General features: G+C 68.0%; 11 protein-coding genes. 5 read left to right on the top strand and 6 right to left on the bottom strand.

What is annotated here, in order from left to right; genetic code table 11:
- Positions 1-569 precede the first annotated feature (569 nt).
- The 3 genes from ABD260_RS31820 to ABD260_RS31810 all read right to left on the bottom strand — a co-directional run bounded on the left by ABD260_RS31820 (position 570) and on the right by ABD260_RS31810 (position 4,771).
- The gene (locus ABD260_RS31820; RefSeq protein ID WP_344239582.1) at positions 570-1,427 is read right to left on the bottom strand and encodes an alpha-ketoglutarate-dependent dioxygenase AlkB; all 858 of its coding nucleotides are present in this window, start codon (positions 1,425-1,427) and stop codon (positions 570-572) included.
- An 855-nt stretch (positions 1,428-2,282) separates the two neighbouring features.
- A complete protein-coding gene (locus ABD260_RS31815; RefSeq protein ID WP_344239576.1) occupies positions 2,283-3,212 on the bottom strand; it encodes a phosphotransferase in 930 nt (309 codons plus the stop codon).
- 680 nt (positions 3,213-3,892) lie between these two features.
- Entirely contained in the window at positions 3,893-4,771 is an 879-nt protein-coding gene (locus tag ABD260_RS31810) for a helix-turn-helix transcriptional regulator (RefSeq protein ID WP_344239574.1), read from the bottom strand.
- 283 nt (positions 4,772-5,054) lie between these two features.
- On the opposite strand from ABD260_RS31810, the gene ABD260_RS31805 reads away from it, so the two are divergent.
- From ABD260_RS31805 to ABD260_RS31785, 5 genes are all read left to right on the top strand, one after another.
- Positions 5,055-6,443, top strand: a complete 1,389-nt coding sequence (locus ABD260_RS31805; protein WP_344239572.1) for an MFS transporter — start codon at positions 5,055-5,057, stop codon at positions 6,441-6,443.
- 8 nt (positions 6,444-6,451) lie between these two features.
- Positions 6,452-7,309 carry an aldo/keto reductase gene (locus ABD260_RS31800; RefSeq protein ID WP_344239570.1) on the top strand — a complete coding sequence of 286 codons (858 nt, stop codon included), beginning with the start codon at positions 6,452-6,454 and terminating at the stop codon, positions 7,307-7,309.
- 175 nt (positions 7,310-7,484) lie between these two features.
- On the top strand, positions 7,485-8,039 hold the full coding sequence (locus tag ABD260_RS31795) for a flavodoxin (protein ID WP_344239569.1): 555 nt from the start codon (positions 7,485-7,487) through the stop codon (positions 8,037-8,039).
- A 32-nt stretch (positions 8,040-8,071) separates the two neighbouring features.
- Positions 8,072-8,902, top strand: coding sequence for an oxidoreductase (locus ABD260_RS31790; RefSeq protein WP_344239568.1), 831 nt, complete (start codon positions 8,072-8,074; stop codon positions 8,900-8,902).
- 16 nt (positions 8,903-8,918) lie between these two features.
- The gene (locus ABD260_RS31785; RefSeq protein ID WP_344239567.1) at positions 8,919-9,239 is read left to right on the top strand and encodes a carboxymuconolactone decarboxylase family protein; all 321 of its coding nucleotides are present in this window, start codon (positions 8,919-8,921) and stop codon (positions 9,237-9,239) included.
- A gap of 22 nt (positions 9,240-9,261) precedes the next feature.
- Here the strand turns inward: ABD260_RS31785 and ABD260_RS31780 are convergent, their stop codons facing one another.
- The 3 genes from ABD260_RS31780 to ABD260_RS31770 all read right to left on the bottom strand — a co-directional run bounded on the left by ABD260_RS31780 (position 9,262) and on the right by ABD260_RS31770 (position 14,710).
- On the bottom strand, positions 9,262-9,993 hold the full coding sequence (locus ABD260_RS31780; RefSeq protein WP_344239565.1) for an SGNH/GDSL hydrolase family protein: 732 nt from the start codon (positions 9,991-9,993) through the stop codon (positions 9,262-9,264).
- A gap of 31 nt (positions 9,994-10,024) precedes the next feature.
- On the bottom strand, positions 10,025-12,904 hold the full coding sequence (locus tag ABD260_RS31775; RefSeq protein WP_344239563.1) for a S8 family serine peptidase: 2,880 nt from the start codon (positions 12,902-12,904) through the stop codon (positions 10,025-10,027).
- 111 nt (positions 12,905-13,015) lie between these two features.
- A complete protein-coding gene (locus ABD260_RS31770) occupies positions 13,016-14,710 on the bottom strand; it encodes a glycoside hydrolase domain-containing protein (RefSeq protein ID WP_344239561.1) in 1,695 nt (564 codons plus the stop codon).
- Positions 14,711-14,735 lie beyond the last annotated feature (25 nt).

Below are 14,735 nucleotides of genomic sequence, written 5' to 3'. Positions count from 1 at the left end.
CCCTGTGACGTGGCCGAGCACCCACCCGCCCAGCCGTCCGCTGACGTCCCCGAGCGCCGACCCGCGCATCTACCCGCTGACCTCCCCGAACCCCGACCCGCCCATCCACCCTGTGACGTGGCCGAGCACCCACCCGCCCAGCCGTCCGCTGACGTCCCCGAGCACCCACCCGCTGACGTCCCCGAGCGCCGACCCGCGCATCTACCCTGTGACGTGGCCGAGCACCCACCCGCCCATCGACCTGGTCACGTCGAGCGCTTAGCCGCGCATCCACCCGGTTGCGAGGCCGAGCACCCACCGGCGCATCCATCCGAGCCCGGGGCCGAGGGCGCACCCGCCGGCCTCTGCTCCACCGCGCTCTCCGCAGTAATCCCCGCCGTTCGAACGGCCCCCGGCACCGGCCTCATCCTCGCCCTAGGCCGCTCCGGTCCACCCCGCTGGCCCGACCTCGACGACCAATGGGCCAAAGCCGCAATCGCCATCTGCCAAGCCGCCAACATCCGCCTACTCGGCCCCAACAGCCATCTACCAACCAGCAGCCCCCCAACCCCTAGCCGCCTAACCCGCCCTCACCGAACGCCCCGCGGCCGGAACTGAATGCTGATCCGCGGCCCCACCCGCCCCGCCGCCTTCGGAATCGCATGCTCCCAAGTCCGCTGACAAGACCCACCCATCACAATCAAATCCCCATGCCCAAGCGCATACCGAACCGTCCCCCCACCTGCCCCCCGCGCCCCACCAGCCCCATTCACAACATCCACCTCATTAGAACGTCTCACACCAACAGCCCCACCAGCACCACTCACAGCACCAGCATCACTGGCACCACCCACAGCACCAGCGTCACTGGCACCACCCACAGCACCAGCCTCACTGGCACCACCCACAGCACCAGCCTCACTGGCACCACCCACACCATCCGCACCACTAGCGCGGCTGGTACCACTGGCACCACCCACACCATCGGCACCATTAGCGCGGCTGGCACTGCTTGTGCCACCCACACCACCAGCACCACCGGCACCTTCAGACCCACATGAATCACTCACACCAACAACCCCACCAGCACCATTCACCCCATTAGCACCACTGGCACCACCAGCACCTCCAGCCCTACGAGTCAGACCTGCCCCACCCGCAGCACCGGGCCGCGGCCGCAGCGCGAGCACCCGCGGCTCACCCACCGACAAGATCGCAACCATGGTGTCCTCGTCGTTCCCGCGCCCGATCCGATCCCCATGCCACGCAACACTGTCCCGCCCGTCCCGGTAGTAACACAGCCCAGCCGTCCGAAACGGTTCCCCCAGCTCCTCCGCGTAATACGCACTGAGGCGATCCCGAGCCTCACTCAGAACCCCCAGCGGCAACGCATCATCCTCCCCGTAAAAACACAACAACCGCGGCACATCAACCACCCGGTCATACATCTGCCGCCGCTCCGCGTACCAAGGCACTTCCCGAGCCAACCGCTCAAAAACCTCATCAGCCCCCTGAAGCCACCCAGGCAGCACATCAACCCAAGCCCCCCGCCCGAGCACAGTGCGCCGCACCCCACCCAACGCCCCCACCGCCGGCTCCCCAAACGAGTCCAGCAACGACCCCTGAATCTCACCACCCATCCCCCCACCATACCCGAAACTCGAACACCTGTTCCCCTAATCAACTTCCTCCGCTCCACCCATTAACAGACTCCATCCACCCACCGCGCCCCATCCATCAACCCGCTCCGTCCACCAAACCGCTCCATCCACCAAACCGCTCCATCCACCAAACCGCTCCATCCACCAAACCGCTCCACCACTAGCCGCCCACCACCGCACGAGCCGCTGCCGACCCCACACCCGAGGCACGCCCACGCCCCGTACGCCCAACGCCCACTTACACCGCGCACCCACCACGACGTACGCGCCACGCACGCACCACGACGCACGGCCGCACGGACCATGCACGCACGCACGACGCACGCACGACGCACGCACGCACGCACGATGCACGCACGCACGCACCACGAACGCGCACCAAGCACCTGCCGCGACGTACTCACCACGCACGTACGGCGCTACATGCGCGCCATGTTCACACCAGGCACACACGTCGGTGGCCTCTCACCAAATGAGCGCGACCAGATCATCGAGGGGATCAGTGTGCGGCGCACGACCGCCGCACGCTCGTTCATCTCGGTACGCCGACCGCGCCACCCAGCGGTAGCGATCCGGGGGATGTCCGGGCCTCTGGATCGAACTTGGTGGATCGATTTCGAGCGGGTGGTGGATCCCGGTCGGCTAGGTCTGGTTGAGGAGACCGGGGAGGTCGTCGAACCAGTTCGACCACCCCTGATAGAAGCGACGAATCATCGCCAGTTGCCCAGCGGGCATGGCTTCGTCGACAAGCATCCCTGCCCAGTCAGGACTACTCAACGTCCGCAGACAGCTCGCGATGCGATAGAGGCGCAGCAACGGCCGAGACACTTCACGTCCGTACCCGGCGAAGAACGCGGCAGGCAACTCGGCGAATCCGTGGATGTACGCGTGTTCCTCCACGCCCGCCAGCTCATCCAACGGATACCGCACCGCGGGAAAATCCCAATCGATCAACGTCGCCGATCCGTCGCCCACCACGACGTTGTGCCAGTTCGGATCGCCGTGGCTAAGGCACGGGATCTCAGCACGGACCTCATCGGCACGCTCTTTGATCCGTGACCTCAGCCGTGCGAGATGCCCGGTCAAGTACGGTCGATGCCGACCGACCCACGGCTCGCCGGAATCAACCGTCGTGAGGAGATTTTCGACCGGATCGTCGGGTGAAAGTTCCAATCCCTGCGGGCCGAACTTGCCGGTAAGAGTCCTCGGAAACTGCACCCTGTGGACCTGGGCATATGCCTGCCCAAGACGCCGCCACACCTCATCGGTCACCGCGCCGCGCTCGGCCGCGGCGACCATTGTCTCGCCGGCCACGAAGTCGACCAGGACGGCACCGGATTCATCCGCAGCCCACAGGCGTGGTGCACCGACCTGATGCAACTCGAGGAACCGGGCCCGAGGCGCGGGCGAAATCGAAGCTGGCCCTTGCCGAAGCAGGACCTGCTGATCGTTGACGAGCGTCGCTAGCAGTAGCTGATTGTCCAGCCCCAGGCCGGGCAAGGGCGCGGTTTCAGCCACCGGCGGGAGCGATGCTGCAGCCACCAGTCGGTCCAATGTCGTCCGCAATTCCACGCGCCGCAGCCTACGGACTGAGGCAACCCGGCCGCAGCTGAAATGCCGATCGCTCGTTCGACGCAGCTCGCGGTCGGTGAGTGTCCTATTGAGCTGGGTCATGAGTTCGCAGTTGGCCGCTCGGGCTGCGTTCCGACAGGTCAACGCGCGGTGCGGCGTTCGCCGCTTGTGCGCGGCAGGACCGCGTCGAAGTCAATCCGCTCGCCGATCCACACCACCAGTTCCACACCACCAGTTCCACGTCGAGCACGCAGTCGGTGTCGGCCTGGGCCGGGAGCGCGGCTTGGATGTCGGGTCGGAGGTCGGGGAACTTCGCGGGCCGACGAGTTGGTCGACCGGATGATTGCGTGAAGTCCTTGCCGTTGCGCGACCATGACCGCATCTCGTCGGGCGGTCTCAGTTCAACTCGAAGCGTGATTCGCCGGGCGTGCCGTGCGGGCCGGGCGGGTGTTCGAGCGCCTTGGTGAGCTCCGGTGCAGCCGGTTCGGCCAGATCGAGCGAAGGTGGTGCGTTGCCTCGGTCTCGTCCAGCAACCGGCCCGAGCGCTCATCGAGCAACCCGGCCCGAGCGGCAAAGATGACAGGGCGCCGTTTCCGGGAGGATCGGCTCGGTTACGTCGCAGGCAAGGGAATCATCTCGTACGCCGGGCGCCGGTGCTCGTGGATTCGTCCCCGTCACGGTCAGGTGTCGTATTCGGGTGTGGCCTGTTGTGGTTGGGCTGCGGTGCGGTTTGCCCAGCTGGACAGGAAGCGGAGGGCTTCGCCGGCGGGGCTGCCGGGTTCGGCGGTGTAGGTGATGATGACGAGGCCGTCGCCGGGTAGTTCCATGGCTTCGCCGGTGAGGTCGATGTCGCCGATCAGGGGGCTGTGGAGGCGTTTGGCGGCGGTGCGGTGGTGTTTGACGTTGTGCCGGGCCCAGCGGACGCGGAACTCATCGCTTCGGGTGGCCAGTTCGCCGACGAGGTCGGTCAGGCTCTTGTCGTGCGGATTGTGCCCGGCTTCGACGCGCAGGGCGGCGACGGAGTCGTCGGCGACGGTTTCCCAGTCGAGGAAGAACGTGGGCGCCCGCTGGTCGAGGAACAAGAACTTCGCCAGATTCAGCGGCATCCGGTCGCGGTCCAGGATGTCGCCGTACAGCGCGAAGGTGAGGTCGTTGGCGGCGAGGATGTCGGTGCGGGCGTTGCGTACGTAGGCCGGGGTGGTCAGCGATTCCAGGATGCGATGGATGCCGGGGCGGACCTTGGACACGGCGGTACGGCGCGAGCCGCGTACCGGGCCGGTGGCGGCGCGCGCGAGGTCGTACAGATGGGCTCGTTCGGCGTCGTCCAGGCGCAGTGCCTGGGCGAGGGCGTCCAGGACCTGATCGGAGACGCCGGACAGATTGCCGCGCTCGAGCCGGGTGTAGTAGTCGGCGCTGACGCCGGCGAGCAGCGCGACCTCCTCGCGCCGGAGGCCGGCGACGCGGCGCTTGTCGCCGAACGTGGGCAGCCCGGCCTGCTCCGGCGTCACGTTGGCTCGCCGGCTGGTCAGGAACTCACGTACGTCGTCCTTGTTGCTCACGGTGACCACGGTACGGCGGGATCTGTCCGGCCTGGGAGGGTCTGCTGGTACCTGGTACAGCGGGAACTCTCACTCGCGGCCCAGGCACCTGTCTCCTGGACACATGACCAGCAACACCACCGCCACACCGGCCCCGGGACCGGGCACATCGGCCCCGGGCACATCGGCACCGGGCACATCGGCACCGGGACCGGCTGCACCGGCAGCACCGGGACCGGTCCCGGCCACACCGGCCCCGCCCTCGGCCACACCGGCCTCGGCCACACCGGCACCGGCCGCACCGGTGCCGGGAGCGGCCGCGCTGGCCGGTCGGGGGTCGTTCGATCGTCGGCAGGTCGCCGCTGTTGGTGGGGCGATGCTCGGGTTCTTTGTGGTGGCTCTGGATGCCCAGATCGTTAACGTTGCGCTGCCGGATATCGGCCGTACGCTCGGCGGCGGCCTGTCCGGGCTGCAGTGGGTGGTCACGGGTTACACGCTGACCTTCTCGGCGCTGATCCTGTTCGCCGGGTCTGTCTCCGACCGGATCGGAGCACGGCGCGCTTACGCCCTCGGCATGCTGCTGTTCGCCGTGGCGTCGGCCGGGTGTGGCTTCGCGCCGAGCCTCGGAACGCTGATCGTCGCCAGGCTGCTCCAAGGAGCCGGTGCGGCGCTCGTGACACCGACCTCGCTGGCGTTGATTCGCGAGGGCTTCACTGACTCGCGCCAGCGGACCCGCGCCGTCGGGCTATGGGCGGTCGGAGGGTCGGTAGCGGCCGCAGCCGGACCGATTGCCGGTGGCGCCTTGACGCTGCTGGACTGGCGGCTGATCTTCTGGGTCAACCTGCCCGTCGCGGCGTTTGCGCTCGCCTGCGTCTCCCGGACCGCGTCGGCACCCCGGCGCCCGGCCCGCTTCGATCCCGTCGGTCAGGTTTCCGCGATCGTTGCGTTGGGGTCGCTCAGCTACGTCGTGATCGAAGGTGGCAGCCGCGGCTGGACCAGCCCGGTCATCGTCGGACTCACCGCGGCCACAGCCGTTGCCGCCATCGCTTTCGTGACGTCGCAAGCACGTGGACAGGAACCGATGCTGCCGTTGTCGCTGTTCAGGTCGCGCCAACTGTCGGTCGCGTTGGCGATCGCGTTCACTTCGATGGCTGCCTTCTACGGCGTCGTCTTCGTCCAGAGCCTGCACTTCCAGCAGCAACGCGGAGCCTCAGCGCTGCTCACCGGCCTGCTGTTCTTGCCGATGACCGGGCTGGTCACGATCATCAGCTCACAAGCTGCCGCGTTGACCTCCCGGTTCGGCCCTCGGGCTCTCGTCACGACAGGGCTGCTGGTGCAGTGCGGGGGACTGGTTCTCATCGTGGCGATGCCGGTCAGCGCGCCGCTGTGGAACGTGGCGGCCGCGATGGTCCCGGTCGGCGTTGGCGGTGCATTGACGGTTCCGCCGATCGCTTCGCTGGTGCTCGACCACGCTCCGTCCGGGCTCGCCGGCACCGCGTCCGGCGTGCTCAACACGTTCCGGCAGCTCGGCGGCTCCCTTGGAGTCGCCGGCATCGGCGCCATCATCGCCGGGCACCGGCTCTTCATGGAGGGGCTCCGGACCGGCCTGATCGCCACCGTAGCCGTCCTGGGCGTTACCGCCGCGCTCAGCCTGACCCTGCGCAAACCTCACGACCCCACCGAAGAAAGGTGAACACAGCCATGCAGACCGTCACGTTGAACAGCGGTGTCGAGATGCCGATCCTCGGATTCGGCGTCTTCCAGATCCCCGACGACCAGACCCAGGCCGCCGTCGAAGCCGCCATCGAGGCCGGATGCCGCCACCTCGACACCGCCGCTTCGTACGGCAACGAGGAAGCCGTCGGCGCCGCAATCGCCGCGAGCGGCATCGCCCGCGACGAGCTGTTCGTCACCACGAAGTTGTGGATCCAGCACGCACCGACCGGCAGTGTGGAGGACGACACGTTGCGCGCGTTCGACGCCTCGCTGCGCCGGCTCGGCCTGGACCAGCTCGACCTGTACCTGATCCACCAGCCGCTCGGTGACTACTACAGCGAGTGGCGCGCCCTGCAGCAGATCTACTCCGAGGGCAGGGCCCGGGCGATCGGGGTCTCGAACTTCTATCCCGACCGGCTCGTCGACCTGATCGAGCACAACGAGATCACGCCGGCGGTCAACCAGATCGAGACTCACCCGTTCCACCAGCGGGTCGCCGACCAGGAACTGATGCGCGAGCGCGGTGTCCAGATCGAGTCGTGGGGTCCGTTCGCCGAGGGTCGCAACAACCTGTTCACCAACCCCGTCCTCCCCGCGATCGGCGAGGCCCACGGCAAGTCGGTCGCCCAGGTCGTGCTCCGCTGGCTCGTCCAGCGCGACGTCGTCGTCATCCCCAAGTCCGTCCGCCCGGACCGGATGGCCCAGAACCTCGACATCTTCGGCTTCACGCTGACCGACGACGAGCTCAAGCAGATCGCGGCCCTCGACACCGGCGACAGCCAGTTCTTCGACCACCGCGATCCCGCCATGGTCATCTCCCTCGGTGGCCTCAGGATCGACTGACGCCCCGATGCATCGACAGCCAAGCAACTCCAGCGACCTGCCGCGCCGGCAACTGCTCCGCCTCGCCCTCGCAGGCGTCACCGGCACCTTCGTCGCAGCAGCACTCGGCGGCTGCAGCCAAGGAACAGAACCCGGCGCCGAGAGCCCGAGCACGGGCCGAGGAGGATCCCCAACGGTGCAACCGTCGACCGCGCCCGCAAAGACCAGCGAGGCGAAGGTTCTGGTCGCGTACTTCTCGTGGCCCGGCGAGAACTACGACAATGGCGGCCGTACCTGGCTGAAGGTCGGTAACACCGAGGTTGTCGCGAACCTGATCGCGGACGTCGTCGCGTGCGACGTCTACCGGATCGAGGCCGCGGACCCCTACTCGGACAGGTACGACGAGACTGTCGCCCGCAACGTCCGCGAGCAGGAAACCGACGTCCGCCCGGCGATCGCCAAACCGCTTCCACGCATCGATCAGTACGACGTCGTACTGCTGGGCAGCCCGATCTGGAACGTGCGCGCGCCGATGATCATGTCGACCTTCACCGAAAAGCTCGACTTCACCGGCAAGACCGTTCACCCCTTCACCACGTACGCCATGTCCGGGCTGGGCACGACCGAACGCGACTACGCCCGCACCTGCGCCGGCGCCACCCTCGGCGAAGGCCTGGCCGTCCGCGGCGAGCAAGCCCAGCAAGCCCGGGCCCAGGTCACCGACTGGTTGCAACGCATCGGGCTGCCCTGACCAGCTGCGAACACTGAATCGAAAGGCACTCCATGACCACCTGGTTCATCACCGGCTGCTCCACCGGCCTCGGCCGCGCTTTCGCGGAGGCTGTCCTCGATCGCGGGCACAACGCCGTCGTCACCGCCCGTGACGTCGCGAAAGTGCGGGACCTGGCCGACAAGTACCCCGACACTGCCCTGGCTCTCCCGCTCGACGTCACCGACGATCCACAAGTCACTGCAGCTGTCAGTGCGGCCGAGGACCGGTTCGGCGCCGTCGACGTCCTCGTCAACAACGCCGGCTACGGCTACCGTGCAGCCGTCGAGGAAGGCGAGGACGACGCTGTCCGGCAACTCTTCGACACCCACGTCTTCGGTGCCGTCCGCACCATCAAGGCCGTCCTGCCCGGTATGCGCACCCGCCGCCGCGGCACCATCGTGAACCTGTCCTCGATCGGCGCACGGATCTGCCCCGAGGGCTCCGGCTACTACTCCGCCGTCAAAGCAGCGATCGAAGCTCTCACCTTGTCGCTGCGCAAAGAGGTCGCGCCACTCGGCATCACCGCATTGGTCGTCGAGCCCGGCGGCTTCCGCACCGACTTCGCCGGACGGTCGTTGACCCAGTCCGCCGTACCGATCGCCGACTACGCTGACACCGCGGGCAAGCGCCGCAAGGAGCACGACACCGGCCACGGCAAGCAGCCCGGCGACCCGGCCAAGGCCGCTACCGCGCTCATCGAGGCCGTCGAGTCCGGCAACCCGCCGTACCTGCTGCTGCTCGGCAACGACACCTCCGATGGCTTCCGCGCCGCACTCGACGCCCTGCGCGCCGATGCGGACGCGTGGGAAGACCTCAGCCGCAGCACCGACTTCGACGCCTGAACCGGAGGAATCCACCATGGCTGAATCCACACCCGCCCAACGAGCTATCGGCGACTTCGCGCCCAAGCTCGTCGAGCTTACCGACGACGTGCTGTTCGGCGACGTCTGGGAACGCACCGAACTCTCGCCGCGTGACCGCAGCCTCATCACAGTCGCCAGCCTGCTCACCTCGAGCAGCTTCGAACAGCTGCCCAACCACCTGCGTCTCGCCCGGCAGAACGGGCTCACCGAAGCCGAGCTCAAAGAGGCGATCATCCACCTCGCCTTCTACGCCGGCTGGCCCAAAGCGATGTCCGCGATCCAAGCGGCCAAGACCGTCTTCTCCGAAGGACAGTAACCCCAACGCCTCGGGTGGGTTTCTAGACCGACATAAGGGCTTTGAGGATGAGGTTGTTGCGGGCGGTTTGGCCGGCGGGGACTGAGGTGTGGACGCCCTCGCGGAGGTACGTCGTCAGGTGGGACGGAGCCGCGGCGAGCGACTCCGCCCAGCGGACGACGGTCAGGTTGGAGTACTTCTTCTCCGCGTCCAACAGCTGTGAGTTGATCCACGCACTGTTCCGCTGGTCCGCCAGCTGGACCGCCGCCGCCTTGGCGGTCCGGGCGCACTGGACGTTGACCCAAACGACCTCCCGCCGGCTGCCGACGATCCGCATCGTGCGGTCCACCTGGGCGGCGAAGACGGGCGGGTTGAAGATGTCGTTCGAACCGGTCGCCATCAGGATCCGGCGCGGCATGCCGTACCGGACTGCCCAGTTCTGTAGCGCGTCGACGGCGGGTGCGGTGGGGCGGCCGGACCAGTTGTGTACGGCGATGGTCTTGCCGGTGCGGGCGATCAGTTGGGATGCGAGCGCCTTGCCGTCCTGTACCGAGATGCTGTCACCGAACATGTAGACGCCGTCGTTGTCCCGGACGTACGTGATGGTCGCCTCCGTCGCGACCGAGTGGCTGAGGACTGTCCAGTCCCCGAGCGCACCCGAGCCGTACGGGTCGGCGGCCGCGGCGGTCTGGGCCGTGCCCGCCTCGCTGGTGGCGACGGTCGCCACGGCGGCCGCGGTGGCCGCCATCAGGACGTGGCGCCGGTTCGGTTTCATCTGTTCTGCTCCCTGGGGAAGTGGGATCGCGTCAGCTGACGGTGACGATCTTGTTCGCTGTGAAGGCCTGCGCGTGGTCGGCGTCGCCCGGGAACCAGACGCGGTAGGCGATCGGTCCGCGGATGGCGGGCTTGATGCCGAAGGCGTACTTGCCGGACGAGCTGAGCTTGACCGACGCGATCGACTTCCACACCTTGCTGCCGTACTGCTGCAGGTAAACGCTCTGTCCGGCGTGCGCCGGCGCCACGTACCCGCTGATCGCGGTGGTCTTGCCGAGTTTGATCGCCGTCGGTGCGAGCGTGGCGGACATTGTCGGCGCGACCTGGACGGTGATGTCCGGGGTCCGGGTGCCCATCAGGTCGGTGTTGCCGGGGAACGTCATCATGAACACCGACGACGCGGCCGGCTTGTACGCGTAGCTGACCGCCCCGGTCGACGACGTCTTCAGCGCGGCGAGCAGTTTGAACGTGGACGAGTTCTTCGGCCGCACGTACAGGTTGGTCGGCAGTCCGGCGTACGCCTTGTTGTCGATCCGCACTGTGCTTCCGCGCAGCGTGACGGTCCCGCCGTAGTTGAGCACGGACGCCGTCGGGCTGAGCGTGGTCTTCATACCGAGCAGCTGGCTGGTCGAGACCGCGCTGACCTTCCCGCCGCGGTCCTTGACCCAGGCGGCGTACGTGTACGTGACGCCCTGCGCCAGGCCGGTGTTCTTGAAGGCCGATGCGGTCCCCGAGTACACGAGTGTCCCGGTGGTCAACGTCGGCACTTTGCTGTTCGCGTTCCGCCGGACGATGACCTGGTCGAGGTCGCTGATCGCCGGGATCTTCCAGGTCAGGTTCGCCGCCAGATACGCACCGCTCGCGTCGAACGTGGTCAGCTTGGCCGGAGCGAGATCCGCGGTCGCGAAGGTGCTGGTGCTCTGCGCGACCCGGCTCCCGTCGGCGGTCTGCGTGATGCCGTCGGCGATCTGGATCCGGTACGGCGTGTTCTCCGCCAGCGGCACGGTCGGCGAAATCGTCGCGGTCCGCGTGGTCGCGTTGTAGGCGACGGCAGCGCCGACAGCAGCACCGCTCCGGCCGTTGACCAGCCGGACCGTGCTGGCCGTGACAGTGCCGGCGGTGACGTCCCGCGCGAACCGTACGGTCGGCTTGGTGGTCAGGTCCGACACGGTCGAGAAGGCCTGCGGCTGCACGTCCATCAGGTCGTACGTCTGGTCGTTGTCGACGCCGCCGTTGCCCTCTTCGGTGACCTTCAGCGAGTACGGGCGGGTGTCCCGCGAGCCGTTGTCGTTGCTGACGGCAATGAACGTCGAGCCGGCCTTGGCACTGACGTTGACCGTCGCGGTCTGCGGACCCCACTTCGGCTTCTTGGTCACCGGGTCGATGTCCGGGAAGGCCTGGGTCTTGCGGCCGAGCGAGATCAGGTTGCCGTCGTACACGCTGACCCGCGGTCCCATGTTGACCGCGTACACCGGCTGGTAGTCGGCGCCGGTCACCGAGATCTTCAGGTTCCGCGCGGCCTCCGAGGTGACCTCGAACCAGTCGACGTCGCCCTCGACGCCCATCGTGGTCGTCAGCGGGCTCGACTCCGGGCTGACCGAGATCGCCCGCTCGGGCTGGTCGTTGTTGTCCGGTCCGTTCATCGGGAAGTCGGTGGTGGTCTTGCCACCGAGCGCCGCGTACGCGTCCAGGATGCCGGCGCCGTAGTACGGGTCGGTGCCCCGCGGGCCGGCGTCCCGCGCGAGGACCTTGAGCCGCGTCTCCACCTGGATCGGGGTGAACGTCGGCCACTTGTTCTTCACCAGCGCCGCGACGCCCGCCACGATCGGGGCGGAGCAGGAGGTGCCGGTGCAGTACCAGTACGGCTCGTACCCGGACGGGGTGAGCGCGCGCGATCCGGTGCTGAGGATGTCCCAGCCCGGCGCGGCGATGTCGACCCAGTTGCCGTACGAGCTGAAGTCCGTCTTGACGCCACCGGGGTTGGTAGCGCCGACCGCGATCACGCCGTAGAACGCCGCCGGGTACTGCACGACGTCGGTGCCCTCGTTGCCGGCCGCGGCAACCACGACGACGCCACGGGCGACCGCGTTCGCGACCGCGTTCTCGAGGACGGAGTTGTACCCGGCGCCGCCGAGCGACATGTTGATCACCTTGGCGCCGTGCGCGACCGCCCAGTTGATGCCCTCGGCGATGTCCGAGTCCCTGCCGATGCCGTCGGCGTCCAGCACCTTCACCGGCATCGCCTTCACGTTCCAGCCGACACCGGCCACGCCGATCCTGTTGTTCGCGGCGGCGGCGATGATGCCGAGCGTCATGGTGCCGTGGCCGTTGTCGTCGACCGGGTTCGGCCGGGTGCTGGAGACGGCGTTGTAGCCCGGGACGAGGTGCCCGACGAGGTCCGGGTGGCCGGCGTCGATACCGGTGTCGAGCACCGCGACGATCTGGCTGCCCGTGGACTTGGACAGGTCCCACGCCTGCGGGAGGCGGATCGTGTTGAAGGACGTCCGCTGGTCGCTGGCGTAGTAGAGGTCGTTCGGGGTCGCGCTGGCCCGGCGGAGGTAGTTGAGGGAGGCGAGCTCGACCGACGGGTCGGCCTGCACCTTCTTCAGCAGCTCCGGCGCCGGGACGTCGCTCTTGAGCTCCACGACCGGCGACGAGACCGGGTCCTCGGTGGTGGCGCGCAGCCGGCCGACCGTTGCCGCCCGGGCAGAGGCGGTCGCCTTGGCTTTGAACTTGACCATCACCGAGTTCGGCACGTACTCCGGCTTCGCGGACTGGTGGCTCGGGAACGACGGCCGGTACGCGCGCGGCTGGGCCGCCGTACCGGACGAACCGCTCAAAGTCACCAGTGCGCCGGCTACCAGCGCGGCTGGTACGGCAAGGCGCAGCAGGTGGGCAGGACGGAAGGACACAGGACCCCCCCAAATTGGGTCGCGAACTGACTGTTCGCCGGGAGTATGACAGAGGTCTGGTCCGCTTCGCTCCCCGGCCCGGATGTCAAAAGCTGCAAATTTACCTGCGGCTCACACTGCCGTCAGGTACCAGCGCTGGCAGGAGCCGCCGTGATACGGCCAGATGATGACGTCCGCGTCCCGGTTCGGGTTGCAGCCGGCGACATCGAGCGACTTGCCGGAGCCGGTGCCGATGATCTTGTAGGCGCCGCCCACGACCGGTTCGATCGACCAGGTCTGGCAGTCGCCGCCCCAGTCGTCGTAGAGCTGGACCTGGGTGGCGTCGGCGGTCGAGCAGCCGATCACGTCGAGCGCCTTGCCCGTGTTGCCGTCGAGGATCTTGAAGGTCGTCCCGGTGACGTTGACGAGGTGCCACTTCTGGCAGGGGCTGTCCAGGATCCGATCCCACATCCGGACGTCGGCGCCGTTGAAGGACTGGCAGTCGCGGACGTCCAGGTCGAAGCCGCCGGCCTCGGACTTGATCCGGTACACGCCGTCGGTCAGCGGCGGGGGAGCGGCGCCGGCGACGTCCAGGAAGTTGCTGTCGATGTTGATCGTGACGCCACCCCAGGTCTCGTTGTGGTCGCCCTTGTACTGGTGCAGCCGCTGGTGGTTCGTCCACAGGTTCGCGGGGATGTACTGTCCACCGTCCGTGTTCGCGACGTTGTTCCACCACGCGAACCACAGGTGGTCCGGCATCAGCCACCGGCTGTCGCCGGCCGAGTTCGCCAGGTCCCGCCCGCCGGAGCCGGCGCTGCTGTAGACGCCGCTGAGGTACCCGAGGGACCGCAGCCGCTCGGTCCAGCCGCTGATGTACGACATGATCGCGTCGCGGCAGGCGGTGTTGCCGGTCGGGTACGCCTCGATGTCCGAGTAGATCGCCGACCCAGCGCCGATACCGAGGTTCTGGGCGGCCTGTACCGACACTGACGCGGAGTCCGCGCCCTGGGTCCGGGCGGTGCCGAGGTCCAAGGACATCTTCGGGTTCCTCGTACCGCAGGGTGCTTGATAGCCGACGTCGATCGGCATGAAGGACCAGCCGTTCGCGGCGTTCGACGAGACCCACGAAGCGGTCAGGTTCGCCTGCGTACACGAGCGGGAGGCGCCGCTGATGTAGATGCCGACGGCCTTGAACGGTGAGGCCTTCCAAGCGTTCATCGCGCCGAGCGACGGCGCTGTGCACTGGTCGAACGCCTGCTGGTTGATCATGGTGCCAGGGGCAACGATCGACGCCGCGGGGGCGGCCGACGCGGCGCGTGGGCGGATCAGCTTGGCCGGTGTCGCGCCGGGCACGACGCGGGCGGTCGCGAGCACGGAGCGTACGGCGGGTTCTTCGGATGCACCATGAACAGCGGTGACGAGTACGCCGGCCTCTTCGACGCCGACCTGGATTTCGTTGTCGACCGAACGTGCTGTCGAGGCGGCGGTGGCTGCGGCGGCACGTGGGGCGGAACCTGCGAGCGGTTCGATGATCAGGCCTTCGGTTCGGCCGACCAGGTGCGCTGGGCAGTTCTGTTGCGCGGCGGGGCGGCCGAGGTACACGGCGGGGCGGTCGAAGCGGACGCAGGCGGCCGGGTCCTGGGTGAGGTCAACGACCTGCCAGGTCCGGGGGACGGTCACCTGGTAGCCGTGGTAGTTGATGGTGCGGTCGGCCTGGTCGGCCTGGTCGGCCTGGTCGGCCTGGGCGGTTTGGTCGGCTTGGGCGGGTACGGCGAGCGCACCGAGCGCCAAGGCGGCGCTGATACCGAGCGTGACTGAGCGATACATGGGCGGTCCTCCGGGGCGGAAGGGC

Origin of the sequence: Kribbella hippodromi (assembly GCF_039531045.1) — a bacterium.
In the GTDB taxonomy this organism is placed as follows: domain Bacteria; phylum Actinomycetota; class Actinomycetes; order Propionibacteriales; family Kribbellaceae; genus Kribbella; species Kribbella hippodromi.
Note: the sequence above shows the minus strand (reverse complement) of the source record. Positions and strands in the feature narration are given on the sequence as shown.